Annotated in this window: 16 protein-coding genes and 1 tRNA gene; 7 read left to right on the plus strand and 10 right to left on the minus strand. The window is 65.7% G+C overall.

All coding sequences use genetic code 11. The features are described 5' to 3' along the window. Positions 1-80 precede the first annotated feature (80 nt). Positions 81-170 (plus strand) — tRNA-Ser (locus tag ACE3SL_RS05730). Positions 171-230: 60 nt separating this feature from the next. Here the strand turns inward: ACE3SL_RS05730 and ACE3SL_RS05735 are convergent. After that, positions 231-860, minus strand: coding sequence for a Yip1 family protein (locus ACE3SL_RS05735; protein ID WP_374524798.1), 630 nt, complete (start codon positions 858-860; stop codon positions 231-233). Between the two features lie 183 nt (positions 861-1,043). Between ACE3SL_RS05735 and hspQ the strand changes: the two genes are divergently transcribed. Then, the gene (hspQ, locus tag ACE3SL_RS05740) at positions 1,044-1,427 is read left to right on the plus strand and encodes a heat shock protein HspQ (RefSeq protein WP_374524799.1); all 384 of its coding nucleotides are present in this window, start codon (positions 1,044-1,046) and stop codon (positions 1,425-1,427) included. A gap of 13 nt (positions 1,428-1,440) precedes the next feature. Here the strand turns inward: hspQ and ACE3SL_RS05745 are convergent, their stop codons facing one another. Further along, entirely contained in the window at positions 1,441-2,313 is an 873-nt protein-coding gene (locus ACE3SL_RS05745) for an ABC transporter permease (RefSeq protein WP_374524800.1), read from the minus strand. A 125-nt stretch (positions 2,314-2,438) separates the two neighbouring features. Here ACE3SL_RS05745 and ACE3SL_RS05750 point away from each other — a divergent pair, with 125 nt between their 5' ends. Both ACE3SL_RS05750 and ACE3SL_RS05755 read left to right on the plus strand, forming a co-directional pair. After that, on the plus strand, positions 2,439-3,125 hold the full coding sequence (locus ACE3SL_RS05750; RefSeq protein ID WP_374524801.1) for a GcrA family cell cycle regulator: 687 nt from the start codon (positions 2,439-2,441) through the stop codon (positions 3,123-3,125). A 9-nt stretch (positions 3,126-3,134) separates the two neighbouring features. After that, positions 3,135-3,533 carry a PaaI family thioesterase gene (locus tag ACE3SL_RS05755; RefSeq protein WP_374524802.1) on the plus strand — a complete coding sequence of 133 codons (399 nt, stop codon included), beginning with the start codon at positions 3,135-3,137 and terminating at the stop codon, positions 3,531-3,533. A 51-nt stretch (positions 3,534-3,584) separates the two neighbouring features. Here the strand turns inward: ACE3SL_RS05755 and ACE3SL_RS05760 are convergent, their stop codons facing one another. Next, the gene (locus ACE3SL_RS05760; protein WP_374524803.1) at positions 3,585-4,427 is read right to left on the minus strand and encodes an outer membrane protein; all 843 of its coding nucleotides are present in this window, start codon (positions 4,425-4,427) and stop codon (positions 3,585-3,587) included. A gap of 170 nt (positions 4,428-4,597) precedes the next feature. Between ACE3SL_RS05760 and parE the strand changes: the two genes are divergently transcribed. After that, a complete protein-coding gene (gene parE / locus ACE3SL_RS05765) occupies positions 4,598-6,577 on the plus strand; it encodes a DNA topoisomerase IV subunit B (RefSeq protein WP_374524804.1) in 1,980 nt (659 codons plus the stop codon). Positions 6,578-6,719: 142 nt separating this feature from the next. Next, positions 6,720-7,904, plus strand: coding sequence for a serine hydrolase (locus tag ACE3SL_RS05770; protein WP_374524805.1), 1,185 nt, complete (start codon positions 6,720-6,722; stop codon positions 7,902-7,904). On the opposite strand, the gene ACE3SL_RS05775 is transcribed toward ACE3SL_RS05770, so the two are convergent. The 7 genes from ACE3SL_RS05775 to uvrC all read right to left on the minus strand — a co-directional run bounded on the left by ACE3SL_RS05775 (position 7,905) and on the right by uvrC (position 14,603). Beyond that, on the minus strand, positions 7,905-8,696 hold the full coding sequence (locus ACE3SL_RS05775; protein ID WP_374524806.1) for a LysR substrate-binding domain-containing protein: 792 nt from the start codon (positions 8,694-8,696) through the stop codon (positions 7,905-7,907). It lies immediately after the preceding gene. After that, complete coding sequence (gene apaG, locus ACE3SL_RS05780) at positions 8,693-9,094, minus strand: Co2+/Mg2+ efflux protein ApaG (protein WP_374524813.1); 402 nt, start codon at positions 9,092-9,094, stop codon at positions 8,693-8,695. The genes ACE3SL_RS05775 and apaG overlap by 4 nt, the downstream gene beginning before the upstream one ends. Positions 9,095-9,111: 17 nt before the next feature. Beyond that, the gene (locus tag ACE3SL_RS05785; RefSeq protein WP_374524807.1) at positions 9,112-10,320 is read right to left on the minus strand and encodes a PLP-dependent aspartate aminotransferase family protein; all 1,209 of its coding nucleotides are present in this window, start codon (positions 10,318-10,320) and stop codon (positions 9,112-9,114) included. After that, positions 10,320-11,372, minus strand: a complete 1,053-nt coding sequence (gene leuB, locus ACE3SL_RS05790) for a 3-isopropylmalate dehydrogenase (protein ID WP_374524808.1) — start codon at positions 11,370-11,372, stop codon at positions 10,320-10,322. Before leuB ends, ACE3SL_RS05785 begins: the two co-directional genes overlap by 1 nt. Positions 11,373-11,540: 168 nt before the next feature. Continuing rightward, positions 11,541-12,278: a DNA repair protein RecO gene (recO, locus tag ACE3SL_RS05795; RefSeq protein ID WP_374524809.1), complete on the minus strand. Its 738-nt coding sequence runs from the start codon at positions 12,276-12,278 to the stop codon at positions 11,541-11,543. Beyond that, positions 12,266-12,658, minus strand: coding sequence for a PaaI family thioesterase (locus tag ACE3SL_RS05800; protein ID WP_374524810.1), 393 nt, complete (start codon positions 12,656-12,658; stop codon positions 12,266-12,268). The genes recO and ACE3SL_RS05800 overlap by 13 nt, the downstream gene beginning before the upstream one ends. Positions 12,659-12,668: 10 nt before the next feature. Then, positions 12,669-14,603: an excinuclease ABC subunit UvrC gene (gene uvrC / locus ACE3SL_RS05805; RefSeq protein ID WP_374524811.1), complete on the minus strand. Its 1,935-nt coding sequence runs from the start codon at positions 14,601-14,603 to the stop codon at positions 12,669-12,671. Positions 14,604-14,672: 69 nt separating this feature from the next. On the opposite strand from uvrC, the gene ACE3SL_RS05810 reads away from it, so the two are divergent. Then, positions 14,673-15,389 (plus strand): SDR family oxidoreductase, encoded by a 717-nt coding sequence (locus tag ACE3SL_RS05810; RefSeq protein WP_374524812.1) that lies wholly within the window; start codon positions 14,673-14,675, stop codon positions 15,387-15,389. The last annotated feature ends 131 nt before the right edge of the window (positions 15,390-15,520 follow it).

The following is a 15,520-nucleotide window of genomic DNA, read 5'->3' on the forward strand; positions in this document are numbered from 1 at the left end:
CCGGAGCGACGGGACGCAATTTTGTGACGAGAGGGTTGCAAGTCTCGCGGCCCGCCGCTAGGGGCGTCTCCTCTCAGCGAGGAGAGTTGGCTGAGTGGTCGAAAGCGTCGCACTCGAAATGCGAAGTGCCGGCAACGGTACCGAGGGTTCGAATCCCTCACTCTCCTCCATTTTCCCCTTTTCGACCATAGCCAGCCGCCCCGACCCACGGCCGGGGCAGCGTGTGAGCCTTAGCCGCGCACGGTGAGAAGTGACGGTGCGGCGAGAGCGCCCACGATCGCACCGACGACGAGGAACAGCACGATCGCGACGATGATCACGACGGCCGTATAGCCGAATGCCTTTTCCTCGGGCGCCTTCATCAACACCGGCAGGCCGAGATACAGGATATACAGCCCGTATAGTCCAAACAGCGCGCCAATGAGCGCCAGCGCCGGGATCAGGCCGAAGATGCCACCGATCCATCCGGCGGTGCCGGTGTAGGCGGCGACCTTCAATGCCTGAATCTGATTCTTCTGCCCGCCGAAATTTGGTGCAAGCCCATCAATGACGAGCGCGAGAATGAAGACGGTCGCGAGCGACAGGAAGTAAGAGACTACCGCGGACACGAGCGCGCCGGCCAGCGGCGGATGATAGGTAACGCCTAGCACGGTGATCCCGAAGACCTGCCCACCGATCAGACCCGCGAGCGGGCCGATGGCCGCCAGCGCGGCGACATAGGGGACATAGATCGACTGCGTCGTCGCCGGTTCGGCGGCAATAATCGGCCATGTTTCCTTGGGCTTGAGCAAAATGTCCTTCGCGCGCTGGATCAGGCCCGAAGCCGCTGGCGGCAGATTGTTTGAAGGTGCGTCGGTCATGGAAATGCGTCTCCCCTTGTCAAAGCGGCCCGCAACCCGATCCGGTCGCGCGATGGCCCGCGAGCAAGCTAGCCCGGTCGGCCAACGCATCTGTAACCTCGATCACAGTCCGGATCGGCCTGCCGCGGTCGTGCCCCAGTGTAACGGGCTTGAAACGGACGTAAATAGCCATAGATTGACAATATGACGTCAGCACCTTCCCCGAATGTCCCGGATTCGATCCCTTCGCATGCCGCTGCGCCGTTGATCGAGCGCGCGCGTTTCGCGCCCGGCGACATCGTGCGGCACCGCATGTTCGACTTTCGCGGCGTCGTCTTCGATGTCGATCCCGTCTTCTCGAACAGCGACGAATGGTATGAGGCGATCCCCGAGGCGATCCGCCCGGCGAAGGAGCAGCCCTTTTATCATCTGCTCGCGGAGAACGACGATTCCTCTTACATCGCCTATGTCAGCCAGCAGAATCTGATCGGCGATGCCGAGCAGGGTCCGGTCGATCATCCGCAGATCGAGGCGATGTTCGACGGGCTGGTCCAGGGGCGGTATCGCGTTCGCGCGATCCGCCACTAGACCAGACGGGCGATCAGGCTTTCAGCTTCCATCCCGAGGCGAGCAAGCGATAGGTGATCACACCGAGCACGGCGTTGACCGCGACGAGGAAGAGCGCGGCGGTCAGCACGGGATTGGCGATGGTCGAATCGACCGTTCCGATGAAGCCGTAGCGAAAGCCCATGATCGCATAATAGACGGGATTCGCGTGCGCGATCGTCTGGAACCAGGGCGCGAGGCGGTCGATCGAATAGAAGGTCCCCGACAAGAGCGCGAGCGGGGTCACGACGAAATTGGTGACCGCGGCGGCATGGTCGAACTTCTCCGCCCAGACCGAGGTGATGAGCCCGAGGAAACCGAGCATCATCGCGCCGAGGATGCCGAACAGCGCGACCGCCCAGAGATGGTCGGCGCCGACATGCACCCCTGGCCACAGCAGCATTGCAAGCCATAGCGCGAGGCCGACAAGGATCGCGCGGGTGACCGCGGCGCCGATCAGCGCGATAATCAGTTCGCCGACCGCGAGCGGCGGCATCAGATAATCGACGATGGTCCCCTGGATCTTGCCGACGAGCAGCGAAAAGCTGGCGTTGGCGAAGCTGTTCTGCAGCATCGCCATGATGATCAGCCCCGGCGCGATGAAATCGGCGAAGGGAACGCCGATGACCGTCCGCCCCGCGCCGCCGAGCGCGACGGTGAAAATGATGAGGTAAAGGAGGGTGGTGATCGCCGGCGCCCAGATAGTTTGGAGCTGGACCTTGAAAAAGCGCCGCACCTCCTTGACATATAGGGCCTGCATGCCGGGCACGTTGAGCGCCCGGATTTGCGGGACGCCGGGTTCCGGGAAAGCTGGAACCATGGCGGAATTGGCCGAGTCGGGATGCGAAATTTGGGGCTGGTCGTTCATGGCGTTCTCGCCTATCGCCTCCCCGATCTTACCGCAAGCTGGGCAGCGACCGATGCCGGTTCCCTAAAGGAGCCGACAACCGGATCGCCGAACCGTTTCTTGCGGCGAATGATGAGGAACAGAAGATGTCATGGACCGATGAGCGCATCGAACAGCTGCGCAGCATGTGGGAAAAGGGGCTAACCGCCAGCCAGATCGCCGACGAACTCGGCGGCGTGAGCCGGAATGCCGTGATCGGCAAGGCGCACCGCCTGGGCCTGAAGTCGCGCCCGTCGCCGGTGAAAGCGACCGAAAAGATCGCCAAGCCCGCGAAGGCCCCGGCAGCGCCAAAGCCCGCCGCAGCCCCGGTCCAGCCGCGCGCGGCCGCGCCGATCGCGCCGCGTCCGGCGCCGGTGGCGCCGCGCCCCGAACCCAAGCCTCCCGTCGCCGATGCGTCGAGCGAAGAGGCGGCCGAAGCTGCTCCGAAACCCGATGCACCGCGCATCGTCTCGATCGGCCCCGGCGGCTTCATCCGTCAGGGACCAGGCGACCAGCAGGCGCCGATCCCGCCCGCGCCGCCGCGCCGCCTGGTGCCCGCGAAGCCGAGCCCGGAAATCGCCGACAAGACGAGCCTGCTCGACCTCAACGACCGCATCTGCCGCTGGCCGATGGGGCACCCTGGCGAGCCCGATTTCCATTTCTGCGGCGAAGCGGTGAACCCGGGCTTCCCCTATTGCGTCGAGCATTGCGGCCGCGCTTATCAGGCGCAGCTGCCGCGCGGCACGCGTCGCCCGCCGCCTCCCCCGCCTTTCGGCGGCCCCCGCGTTCGTTAAGGGCGTCCGTTGAGGCCTTTCGGACAGGATTTCGAATTCGCGCGCGCTCTCGGCCTCCAGATGGTCGAGCGCGGCGACGGGCGGTGCCGGATGGCGATCGATATCGAGCGCGAGCGGCATTTCAATCCGCAGGGTGTCGCGCATGGCGGGGTTGCCTATTCGCTTGCCGACACCGCCATGGGCGGTGCGGTCACCAGCCTGCTCGATGACGGTTTCTGGTGCGCGACGCTGGAGATCAAATTCAACTATCATGTCGGCGTGCGCGAAGGCCGGCTGATTTGTGACGCGACCGTGCTCCATCGCGGCAAGCGTATCGCCAATATCGACGCGCGTCTGTTTCAGGACGACCGGCTCGTTGCCAGCGCCAATGGCAATTTCGCGATCTTTCCGGCGCCCAGAGCCGGATAAGCGAAAGGCGCCGGGCCGAAACCCGACGCCTCCCTGCCCGCTCCCAAGAGGTCAGAAGCGGTAGCTCAAGGTTCCGCGCACGCTGTGCGTGCGGAAATGCGGATCGCTGCGCTGGATATCGGTCCCGCCGCCGTTCAGCAGGAACGGGTTCGTCGCGGGGTCGGCGGTGCCCGGCCCGACATTCACGGCATAATCCTTGTCCTTGAGATCGGTGTAGAGATATTCCAGCCCGATCGCGACATTGCGCGCCACCATGATCTCGGCGCCGCCGCCGGCGGCATAGCCCCAGCCGTTGGTCTTGCCGTTATCGGCGAAGCTGTTGGCGGTGTTCGTGGTCGCGAACTTGTTGTCGAGCCGCGCATAGGCCGGACCGCCCGTGACATAGAAGAGCGCGCCGCCGCCCGGCGTGTAGCCCGCGCGCAGCCGGGCGCTGGCCTGATAATCGGCCTCGCGGCTCAGCGTATAGGCCGCGGGCGTCGTTGAGAAACCGCTGACGCTGTCGCGTGCGACGCTATGGCCGCCCTCGATCAATGCGCCGACGACGACATTGCCCATGCGGCGGTCGTAACCGAGACGGCCGAAGAATTCAGGGCCGTCCTTGTCGTTGCGGCAGCCGATGTTGCCCGTGCCGGTGGCCGCGCCGTTGCAGAATCCGGGCGCGAAGGCATCGGTTCCGCCGATCATATTGACTGGATCGCCGTAGACTCCGTCCCGGTCGGTATCGAAGACGAGCGTTTCACCGCGGTCGCTTCCCTGAAGCGTGCCGCCGCCGCCGACCGTGACATAGAGGCCGTTGAAGTCCTGCGACTTGTCATGGTCGCCCGCCGTATCCTGCGCAAAGGCCGGAACGGTAAGCAGGGACGCCGAAGCGGCGAGGAGAGCTGCGAATTTCATTTTATTTCTCCACTTTTTGAACGACTTTGCAGTCGGCGGAGAAACCCGCGGCCATGGCGCAAGTTTCTCCCTGTGCCGAAAACGGGATGAGCCGAGCCGGCGGACCGCATGCCGCGGCGGGCTGAAAACCGCGCTTGCCAGCGCCCTTCCCCGCCCCGTATAGCCAAGCCATGAGTCACGATTTGTTCGACAGCAGCCAGCCGGCGACCGACAGCTACAACGCCTCGCAGATCGAGGTGCTCGAAGGACTCGAGCCGGTACGGCGGCGCCCGGGCATGTATATCGGCGGCACCGACGAGCGTGCGCTGCACCACCTCGCTGCCGAGGTGATCGACAACAGCATGGACGAGGCGGTCGCGGGCCATGCGACGCGGATCGAGATCACCCTCGACGCCGGGAACCGCCTGACGGTGGTCGACAACGGCCGCGGTATGCCCGTCGATCCGCATCCGAAATTTCCGGGCAAGTCGGCGCTGGAAGTCATCATGACCATGCTCCACTCGGGCGGCAAGTTCGAGGGCAAGGCCTATGCGACCTCGGGCGGCCTGCACGGCGTCGGGGTGAGCGTCGTCAACGCGCTTTCGATTGAAACAACCATCGAAGTTGCGCGCTCGAAGATATTGTATCGGCAGAGTTTTTCGCAAGGTACTCCGACGGGGCCGCTCGAAGAACTGGGCCCGACCCCCAACCGGCGCGGGACGAGTGTCTCCTTCATCCCCGACCCCGCGATCTTCGGCGAGCATGGGCGTTTCAAGCCGCAGCGCCTCTATCGCATGGCGCGGTCGAAGGCCTATCTGTTTGCCGGGGTCGAGATACGCTGGAAATGCGCGCCCGAACTGATCGGCGACGACACCCCCGCCGAGGCGGTGTTCCAGTTTCCCGGCGGGCTCGCCGACCATCTGAAGGAACAGATCGGCACGCGCGAATGCGCGACCGCCGAGCCTTTCGTCGGGCGGCAGGAGTTTCCCGGCGAGCAGGGGCGCGCCGAATGGGCAATCGCCTGGCCTTTGTGGTCAGACGGCAGCTATAGCTGGTATTGCAACACCATCCCGACCCCCGCCGGCGGCACGCACGAGGCGGGGCTGCGGGCGGCGCTCACCAAGGGGCTGCGCGCGTTCGGCGAATTGATCGGGCAGAAGAAGGCGGCGCAGATCACCGCCGAGGATGTCTTCAACGGCGGCGAGATGATGCTGTCAGTGTTCATCCGCGACCCGCAGTTCCAGAGCCAGACCAAGGACCGGCTTTCCAGCCCCGAGGCCGCGCGTTTCACCGAGAATGCGGTGCGCGACCATTTCGACCATTTCTTGTCCGACAATATGGATCGCGGCCGCGCGCTGCTCGGCCTGATCCTCGAACGGATGGACGAGCGCCTGAAGCGCAAGGCCGAGCGTGAGGTCAAGCGCAAGACCGCGACCAGCGGCCGCAAGCTCCGCCTGCCGGGAAAGCTCACAGACTGTGCCAATGATGGACCGGAAGGCACTGAATTATTTATCGTCGAGGGCGACAGCGCAGGCGGTAGCGCCAAGCAGGCGCGCGACCGCAAGACGCAGGCGATCCTGCCGATCCGCGGCAAGATATTGAACGTCGCGAGCGCCAGCGCCGACAAGATCCGCGCCAATCAGGAAATCGCCGATCTCGCGCTCGCGCTCGGCTGCGGGATGCGCAAGGATTGCGACGCCGACCGGCTGCGCTACGACAAGATCGTCATCATGACCGATGCCGACGTCGATGGCGCGCATATTGCGACTTTGCTGATGACCTTTTTCTTTCAGGAAATGCCCGACATCGTGCGGAACGGGCACGTCTATCTCGCCCAGCCGCCGCTGTACCGGCTCACCGCGGGTGCGACGTCGGCCTATGCGCGCGACGACGCGCACCGCTCCGAACTCGAAGCCACCCTGTTCAAGGGCAAGCGCGTCGAGGTCGGTCGTTTCAAGGGGCTCGGCGAGATGAACCCGAACCAGCTCAAGGAAACGACGATGGACCCGGCGACGCGGTCGATGCTCAAGGTCACTCTGCCGCAGGAATATGAAGAGCGGCAGGGCGTCAAGGATCTGGTCGATCGTCTGATGGGCAAGCACCCCGAGCATCGCTTCCAGTTCATCCAGGCGAATGCCGCGACGCTCGACGAGGCGGCGATCGACGCCTGAGGAGGCGGTTATGGCGGCAAAAGCGCGGAGGGGCCTTGCTGCGGCGCTGATTACGGCGATGTTGCCACTGTCAACCGCGGCGCAAACCACGACGGGTCAGGCTGAGCCGGCTGCCACCGCTTTTGACCGGCGCACGGCGGAATTGCCCGATGTTGTCAACGGAAACATCGCCTTCGACACGTATTTCGCGCCGCATTTTCAGGCCGCAGTGCCCGAGGCGCAGTTCAAGGCGCTGGTCACGGGCATGACCGCGCAATATGGGCGTGCGCTCGGGGTCGAGGACAAGCGTTCGCTCGATGGACGTGCGGGCTCGCTCCATTTGCGGTTCGAGAAGGGTATCGCGACCGTCCTCCTCGACGTCGGAGCGCCGCCCGATGAGCGCGTTACCGGGCTCCGCTTCACCGGCTTCGTGATGGCGAACGACAGTTTTGCCAGGGTGACGACCGAGTTCGCAGCCCTGCCGGGCACGACGGGCTTTCTCGTGGCAGAGATCGAGGGCGATCATATCCGCCGGGTAGCGGCCGCCAACGCCGACCGGCAATTCGCGGTCGGCTCGACCTTCAAGCTCTACGTTCTCAACGAACTCGCCGCCGAGATCGCGAGCAGCGAGCGGGCGTGGAGCGATGTCGTTCCGCTCTCACACCTCAGCTTTTCCTCGGCCGCGACCGCGAACTGGCCGAAGGATACGCCCGTCACGCTCCAGACGCTCGCCAACTGGATGATGTCGGTCAGCGACAATGGCGCCGCCGACACGCTCATTCACCTGCTCGGGCGCGAACGGATCGAGGCACGGATGCGTTCCGCAGGGCATAGTGATCCATCGCGCAACATCCCATTTCTGACGACCGTCGAGGCGTTCGCGCTCAAGGGTAATAATTTCAGTGATTTGCGTGGGGATTTTGTCAAGGGCGACGACGCGGCGCAGCGAAAACTCGTCGATGTTAACGCCGATCGCCTGACGCTCGCCAATGTTGACGGCGTCAGCTTCGGCGCGGGACCGCGCTTTATCGACAGTCTGGAGTGGTTCGCTTCGCCAAGCGACGTCGCGCGGGCGATGATCGACCTTCGCGCGCGCCGATCGCCGCAGGCCATGGCGGCGATGGCGATCAACAACGGCGTCGGGCCGGTCGCGGCCGAGCCGTGGCGCTATCTCGGCTACAAGGGCGGGTCGGAGAATGGCGTGCTGTCGATGAGCCTGCTCGGCGAGCGCAAGGCCGACGGCAAATGGTTCGTCGTCACCGCGAGCTGGAACAATCCGGACGCCAATCTGGCAAGCGACCGGCTCGTCGGGCTGGTGACGCGGCTGCTTGCGCTCGCCGCGAAATGATCAGGCGGTCAGCGCCGCCACCAGCGCCTTGACCTTCGCCTGCCGCCATTGCGGCGTCGGCGCGACGAGCCAATAGCCGCGCTTCACGGCAAAAGCCTCGCGCACCAGCCGGACGCGGCCCGACGCGATGTCGGCTTCGGCGAGCATCGCCGGCACGTTCGCTTGGCCGAGCCCGTTGGCGGCGGCATCGATCGCGAGGCCGGCATCGCCGAGCCGCAGCGCGGGTTCGCCATCTTCGACCGGACAGCCCGGCCAGGCGATGCGCGTGTCGCTTTCGCTGCCGGGGCCGGCGACGGTCACCATCGCGGGTTCGGCAAGCGGAACGCCCTCATGCTCGCCGGCACCGTCGGTCCAGAAAATCGCGAGGTCGAGGTTCGCCTCGGTGAAATCGATCCCGCCGTCGGCCGAGACGAGCGTGAAGCGCACATCGGGCGCCTGCTGGCTGTAACGCGCGAGCCGCGGTGCGAGCCACTTGGCGGTGAGGTCGCGCGGCGCGGCGATCGTCAGCGACTGCGACGATTGGCCGGCCTGCATCGCGCGGACCGATTCCTCGAATTGCAGAAAGCCCTGGCGGAGTGCGTCGAGCCCTGCTGTGGCCTCGCCCGTGAGTTCGAGCCCCTTGGGGGTGCGACGAAACAGGACGACGCCGAGCATATCCTCGAGCGCGCGAATCTGCTGACCAACCGCGGCGGGGGTCACGGCCAGCTCGTCGGCGGCGCGCGTGAAACTGAGGTGCCGGGCAGCGGCATCGAAAACGCGAAGCGCGTTGAGGGGCAGATGGGTGCGTTTCATGATGCGGTCGCGGGAGCCTGGAGAGGGAATTCGGGGATGGCGACGAGCATCTGCGATCCGTCGCCCATTTCCATCGTGTAGCTGCCCACCATCGATCCCTCTGCGGTCGGGAGCGGACAGCCGGAGACATAGTCGAACGCGCCGCCGGGTGCGATCAGCGGCTGTTCGCCGACGACGCCCTCGCCCTCGACTTCGCTCACCTGCCCGCGGCCGTCGCTGATTCGCCAGTGGCGCGTCAGCAATTGCGCGGCGACATCGCCATGATTCTCGATCCGAACATGATAGGCCCAGAACCAGCGACCGAGTGCCGGATGCGACTGTTCGGGCAGATAGCTTACCGAAACGCGCACGGTGATCGGTCCGGTCGTCGCCGAAAAAGGGAAGAAGGAGTCGATCATCACGCGCGCAAGGTCGCTCAAAGCCCGACCCTGGTCAATGCCTGGTCCAGGTCTGCGATCACGTCGCGCGGGTCTTCGAGCCCGATGTTGATGCGGAGCAGCCCTTCGCTGACCCCCATGTCGAGCCGCACGTCGGGGCTGACGCCATAATGGGTCGTCGTCCACGGGTGGCAACAGAGGCTGCGCGAGTCGCCGATATTGTTGCTGATATCGACGAGTTCGAGCGCGTTGAGGAAGGCCATCGCCTGCTCGGCCCCGCCCGGCAGCTCGAAAGCGAAGATCGGACCGCAGGCATCCATCTGGCGCATGGCGAGCTCATGCTGCGGATGGCTGGCGAGCCCCGGATGCAGGATACGCGCGACGCGGCTCTCGATCGCCTGTCCGACGGCGAGCGCATTATCCGACTGGCGCTGCGCGCGCAGCTGCAGCGTTTCGAGGCCCTTCAGCACCACCCAGGCGCTGAACGGCGACAGGTTGGGTCCGGTGTTGCGCTGAAACGGCAGCAGCACCTCGTTCATGAACTTCTCGGTTCCGCACACCGCACCGGCAAGGACGCGCCCCTGCCCCTCCATCAGTTTCGTGGCCGAATAGGCGACGACATCGGCGCCATATTCGAGCGGGCGCTGGAGGGTTGCGGTGGCGAAGGCGTTATCGACGACGGTGGTGATGCCATGCGCTTTCGCGAGGCCGCAGACATAAGCCATATCGACGATGTCGAGCGTCGGATTGGCCGGGGTCTCGAAGAAAAAGACCTTGGTATTGGGGCGGATCGCGCGTTCCCACGCGTCATTATCGCGCCCGTCGACGACGGTCGATTCGATCCCGAAGCGCGGGCACAGCGTATCGACGAGCCAGCGGCACGATCCGAAGGCCGCCTTCGCCGACACGATATGGTCGCCCGCCGACAATTGGCACAGCAGCGCGGTCGTCATTGCCGCCATGCCGCTCGCCTGGACGCGGCACGCCTCGGCGCCTTCGAGCAGCGCGATCCGCTCTTCGAGCATCGCGACGGTCGGGTTTTGCAGGCGCGAATAGGTCATGCCCTGCTCGTCGCCGCGGAAGCGCGCCGCGACCTCCTCGGCATTGTCGTAGCTATAACCTGAAGTCAGGAAGAGCGCTTCGGACGTCTCACCATGCTCGCTGCGCCAGGTGCCGCCGCGCACCGCCTGCGTCGCCGGATGCCAGTTCTTCGTCTTGCTGCGGTCGAAACCCGTCGTCTTCTTCATCAATCCTGTCCGTTCAAAGCAGAAACGACCGCGTCGCCCAATGCCGCCGTACCCATGTCGCCTCCGAGATCGGCGCCGCGGCATCCGTCAGCCAGCACCTTGGCCACCGCCGCCTCGATCCGCGCCGCGCTCGCCTCGTCGTCGCCCGAATGGCGGAGCAGCATCGCGAGCGACAGGATCATCGCGAGCGGATTGGCGATGCCTTTCCCCGCGATATCGGGCGCGCTGCCGTGGATCGGCTCATACAGCCCCAGCTTGCCCTCGCTCAGCGACGCCGATGCAAGCAGACCAATCGACCCGACGCACATCGACGCCTGGTCCGAGAGAATGTCGCCGAACAGATTGCCGGTCACGACGACGTCGAACTGGCCGGGATTGCGCACGAGCTGCATCGCGGCATTGTCGACATACATATGGCTGAGCGCCACGTCGGGATAGTCCTTCGCGACCTCGATCACGACGTCGCGCCAGAGCTGCGAGGTTTCGAGAACATTCGCCTTGTCGACCGAGCAGAGCCGCTTTTTGCGGCCCTGCGCGGCGCGGAAGGCGACATGCGCGATGCGCCGCACCTCGCTTTCGCTGTACGACATGACGTCATAGCCCTGGCGCTCGCCCGCCGCGGTCGTGCGCATGCCCTTTTCGCCGAAATAGACATCGCCGTTGAGCTCGCGGACGATCAGCAGGTCGATCGCCAACGCCACTTCGGGACGCAGCGCCGAGCTGTCCTCCAGCCCTGCGAACAGTTTCGCGGGGCGAAGATTGGCGAACAGGCCGAGTTCGGTGCGCAGACCGAGGATCGCCTGCTCGGGACGCAGATGGCGTTCGACACTGTCGAAGCGCGCGTCGCCGACGGCGCCGAACAGAAGCGCGTCGGCGGCCTTGGCCTTGGCGATCGTTTCGGGCGGCAACGGATGGCCGGTGGCTTCATAGGCTGCGCCGCCGACAAGCGCGCGGTCGAGCGTCACCGGAAGCGCGAGCGCGGCGAGCACCTTCTCGGCCTCCGCCATGATCTCCGGGCCGATGCCATCGCCAGCCAGCAGCAGGATTTTCAACTCTTCACCCTTTCCGTCCAAAATGCACCGTTCGCCCTGAGCCTGTCGAGGGGCCGTACTTCTCTTCGGCGCCGTCAAGCGAAAGGACGGTGCTTCGACAAGCTCAGCACAAACGGTTTGGGCGGATGGCCTTGGTTTGACGCGCTCGCTCTAGACAGCAGCGGCGCGTCACGCAACCGCCCTCCCCAGCCGATCGGTCAATCTTTCCCTTGACGTGAGCAAGTCCCGGTTGCGTCCGTCGAGTACATCTCGATCGAGGAAGTGGCCGATCATCGCCATCGCGTCGAGTATGTCCGCCATCGCAGGGTCGCCGTCCCGTCCGCACAGGAAAGGCGGAAGACGGAACAGGCGCTCTTCATAACCCGATGCCGCCGCCATGCTAACCGCTCCGCCTGATCTGGGGCTGACAAAGACGAGATCCTCCGTCGAACCCGTCACGACGCATTCGTCGAGGTTCAACCCGAAACCGAGTTCGGCAAGCAACAGCAATTCGTAGCGCGCGAGCGCCGCGGCCCATTGCCGGGCCGATGACGCCACGCCGATCGCGTCGAGAACCGCCGACAGCGCACCGGAGAGCGCCGGATAAGGCTGGTTTTCGGGCAAAGTCGCCGCGGTCAGACTGGTCGCCCAGTCGATCGCCGCCGCCGCCAGCGGTTCGGCGAGCAGCGGCGCGCGGCTTTCGAGCAGTTCGACCGTCGCGCTGGCAAGCTGCTCCTCGGTCCGCGCCCGCAGTTCGAGCGCGATGCGATTGCCCGGCATCAAGATCGGGCGCAGCCGCCGCGAGCGGCCGCCGCGGACATAGCCCGCGACCAGTCCCGCTTCCCGCGTCAGGGCGCGTAGGATCGCGCCATGCTCGCCGTGCGCGCGCACCGCGCAGACGATCGCGTCGGCGGTCAGGAGGGCCAAAGCACCATCTGCGTCTGGGTGACGAGCGCGACCTCGGCGCCTTCCTCGGTGCGGATGCGCGTCTGCCACACCGACAGCCGCTTGCCGATCTTCACCGGCGTCGCTTCGCCGACGAGCACCGACCCGACCGGGCCGCCGCCGAGGAAGTTGGTCTTGCTCTCGATCGTCGTCGTGCCGCTCGCGCCCTCGGGTAGCGTCAGGAAGGCGCCGACTGCGCCGAGGCAGTCGGCGAAAGCCATGATCGCGCCGCCGTGAACGATATTGCCCGCGGTACAGATGTCCGGGCGCACCGGGAGCCTGCCCGCGACGCGGTCCTTCGTGCCTTCGTGGATGGTGATGCCCAGCGTTCCCGCGAGCGGCATTGCGGCCGCAAAGTCCATCGCCTTCTCCTCAGCTTCCAGGATTGTAGAAATCATAGACCGCTTGCGCGACCGCGGCGCTCACGCCCGGCGCCTTCTTCAAATCCTCGAGGCTGGCGCCGCGGATCGCGCGCGCGGTGCCGAAGTGCATGAGCAGGGCCTTCTTGCGCGCCGGGCCGATGCCCGGCACCTCGTCGAGCGGCGACGCTCCCATCGCCTTGGCGCGTTTCTGCCGGTGCGCGCCGATCGCGAAGCGGTGCGCCTCGTCGCGGAGCCGCTGGATGTAGAAGAGTACCGCATTGTTGGTCGGCAAGGTGAACTCGCGCCCGTCGGGCAGATAGAAAGTCTCGCGCCCGGCGTTGCGGTCGGGCCCCTTGGCGACGCCGACATAGGGAAGATCGTCGATGCCGAGTTCGGCGAAGACCGCCGAGACTGCCGAAACCTGCCCCTTGCCGCCGTCGATCAGGACGAGGTCGGGCCATTCGCCCTTGGCGCGCTCCGGGTCTTCCTCCAGCGCGCGCGCGAAGCGGCGCTGGAAGACTTCGCGCATCATCGCGAAATCGTCGCCGGGCTGCGTTTCGGCGCGCTTGATGTTGAACTTGCGATAGGCACCCTTGATCCAGCCCTCGGGACCGGCAACGACCATCGCGCCGAGCGCGTTGGTGCCCTGAATGTGGCTGTTGTCGTAGATTTCGATGCGCTGCGGCACGTCGTCGAGATCGAACATCTCGGCGAGTTCGCGCCCCAGCTTCGCCTGCGTGCTGCTCTCGGCGAGCCGCCGGTCGAGCTCCTCCCCGGCGTTGCGCACCGCCTGTTCGAGCAACCGCTTGCGGTTGCCACGCTGCGGCACGCTGATCTCGACCCTGCGCCCCGCAATCTCACCGAGCGCTTCGGCGAGCAATTCGCATTCGTCGGGCTCGCGATCGACGAGGATCGCCTTGGGTGGCGGCACGCCTTCGTAGAATTGCATCAGGAAGCTGGCGAGCACTTCGTCCTCGGGCACCCCCGCGACATGCGCGGGAAAGAAGCTGCGATGCCCCCAATTCTGCCCGCCGCGGATGAAGAAACCGGCGACGCAGAGCTGCCCGCCCTTCGCCGCAAGCGCGAAGACGTCGGCATCGCCGAGCCCGTCGGCATGGACCGACTGGCTGCCCTGGATGAAGGTCAGCGCCTTCAGCCGGTCGCGGAGCACCGCCGCCTGCTCGAAGTCCATCGCCTCGGCCGATCGGGTCATCGCGTCGCCGAGCCGCTTCTGTACCGCGGTCGAGCGGCCTTCGAGAAAATCCTGCGCGTCGCTCACCAGCCCGGCATAATCTGCCTTGCTGATCCGATCGACGCACGGCGCCGAGCAGCGGCGGATCTGATAGAGAAGGCACGGCCGCGAGCGGTTGGCGAAGAAGCTGTCGGTGCAGCTTCTGAGCAGGAAGGTTTTCTGCAGCGCGTTGAGCGTCCGATGCACCGATCCGGCGCTCGCGAAGGGGCCGTAATAGCGTCCTTTGGCACGCCTTGCCCCGCGGTGCTTCTGGACGCGCGGGAAATCATGGTCGGTGCGCAGCAGGATGAAGGGGAAGCTTTTGTCGTCGCGCAGCAGGACATTGTACGGCGGGCGGTAGCGTTTGATCAGCTGCGCCTCGAGCAGCAGCGCTTCCGCCTCGCTGTTCGTGGTGACGATCTCCATCGCGCGCGTTTGCGATACCATGCGCTGAAGCCGCTGCGGGAGGCGCGTGACCTGGGTGTAGTTGGTGACGCGGTTCTTGAGCGCCCGCGCCTTTCCGACGTAGAGCACGTCGCCGCGCGCATCGAGCATCCGGTAGACGCCGGGACGAACCGGCAATTTGCGGACGACGCCGCGGATCACTTCGGCGCCGCGTTCCAGATCGGGCCTGTCCGCGCCGTCGCCTTCGCCGCGCACGACATAGGCGGATTTCTCTTCGTTGAATCGGTCGGGAGCGTTGGGGCGGGCCATGATTTTGCATGTAGGCGAAGGCGATGCGCCCCGCCATAGTGTGCGGGGTAAAACATCGGAGGGGCCCTTATGGATATGCGCGGAAAGCTGGCGCTGGTCACCGGCGGCAGCGACGGGATCGGGCGCGAGATCGCGCTGCAATTGCAGGCGGCGGGCGCCGAGGTGATCGTCACCGGACGCTCGGCCGACAAGCTGCAGGCAATGGCGGGGCTCGGTTTCGTGACGATCGCGAGCGATCTTTCGACGCCGGCGGGAATCGATGCGGTGGTGAACGGGGTCGCGGACAAGCCGCTCGCGATTCTGGTCAACAATGCCGGGGTCGGTAGTGCCTATGACCTCGACCAACCCAGCACGCTGGAGAGCGCCGCGCATTGCATCCGCACCAATCTCGACGCGCCGATCGCGCTTTGCACCCGGCTGCTGCCGGTGCTGCGCGCGCAGCCCGAGGCGGCGATCGTCAACGTGACTTCGGGGCTTGCGATCGCGCCGAGCACGGGGTCGGTTTATTGCGCGACCAAGGCTGGGCTGCGCAGCTATACCCAGTCGATCCGGCATCTGCTGAAGGACAGCCGTGTCCGCGTGATCGAGGCGCTGCCGCCCGTCGTCGAAACCAATATGACCGCGGCCCGCGTGGGAAAGAAGATGAGCGCACACGACTGCGCGGCCGAGATCGTCCACGGCATCCGCACCGGCAGGCGCGAGGTCAATGCGGGGATGGTGAAGCTGCTACAGATGGTCCACAGCATCTCGCCGGCGCTGGCCCGACGGGTGATGCTGCGGTTTTGAAGGGGCGATCGCGGGCTTTCGAGCGTCCGCTTTGGGGTGGGAAGCGGACCATCCCCTATTTCCGTTCGTGTCGAGCGAAGTCGAGACACGCTTGGGAAGCGCCAGCCTTCGCGTGTCTCGACTTCGCTCGA

This window comes from Sphingopyxis sp. (assembly GCF_041916015.1).
Lineage (GTDB): Bacteria > Pseudomonadota > Alphaproteobacteria > Sphingomonadales > Sphingomonadaceae > Sphingopyxis.

Coding starts and splice junctions, on each gene's coding strand:
- ACE3SL_RS05735 (WP_374524798.1), bottom strand. CDS start 860: ATGACCGACGCACCTTCAAACAATCTGCCGCCAGCGGCTTCGGGCCTG.
- hspQ (WP_374524799.1), top strand. CDS start 1,044: ATGACGTCAGCACCTTCCCCGAATGTCCCGGATTCGATCCCTTCGCAT.
- ACE3SL_RS05745 (WP_374524800.1), bottom strand. CDS start 2,313: ATGAACGACCAGCCCCAAATTTCGCATCCCGACTCGGCCAATTCCGCC.
- ACE3SL_RS05750 (WP_374524801.1), top strand. CDS start 2,439: ATGTCATGGACCGATGAGCGCATCGAACAGCTGCGCAGCATGTGGGAA.
- ACE3SL_RS05760 (WP_374524803.1), bottom strand. CDS start 4,427: ATGAAATTCGCAGCTCTCCTCGCCGCTTCGGCGTCCCTGCTTACCGTT.
- parE (WP_374524804.1), top strand. CDS start 4,598: ATGAGTCACGATTTGTTCGACAGCAGCCAGCCGGCGACCGACAGCTAC.
- ACE3SL_RS05775 (WP_374524806.1), bottom strand. CDS start 8,696: ATGAAACGCACCCATCTGCCCCTCAACGCGCTTCGCGTTTTCGATGCC.
- apaG (WP_374524813.1), bottom strand. CDS start 9,094: ATGATCGACTCCTTCTTCCCTTTTTCGGCGACGACCGGACCGATCACC.
- ACE3SL_RS05785 (WP_374524807.1), bottom strand. CDS start 10,320: ATGAAGAAGACGACGGGTTTCGACCGCAGCAAGACGAAGAACTGGCAT.
- ACE3SL_RS05800 (WP_374524810.1), bottom strand. CDS start 12,658: ATGGACTTTGCGGCCGCAATGCCGCTCGCGGGAACGCTGGGCATCACC.
- uvrC (WP_374524811.1), bottom strand. CDS start 14,603: ATGGCCCGCCCCAACGCTCCCGACCGATTCAACGAAGAGAAATCCGCC.
- ACE3SL_RS05810 (WP_374524812.1), top strand. CDS start 14,673: ATGGATATGCGCGGAAAGCTGGCGCTGGTCACCGGCGGCAGCGACGGG.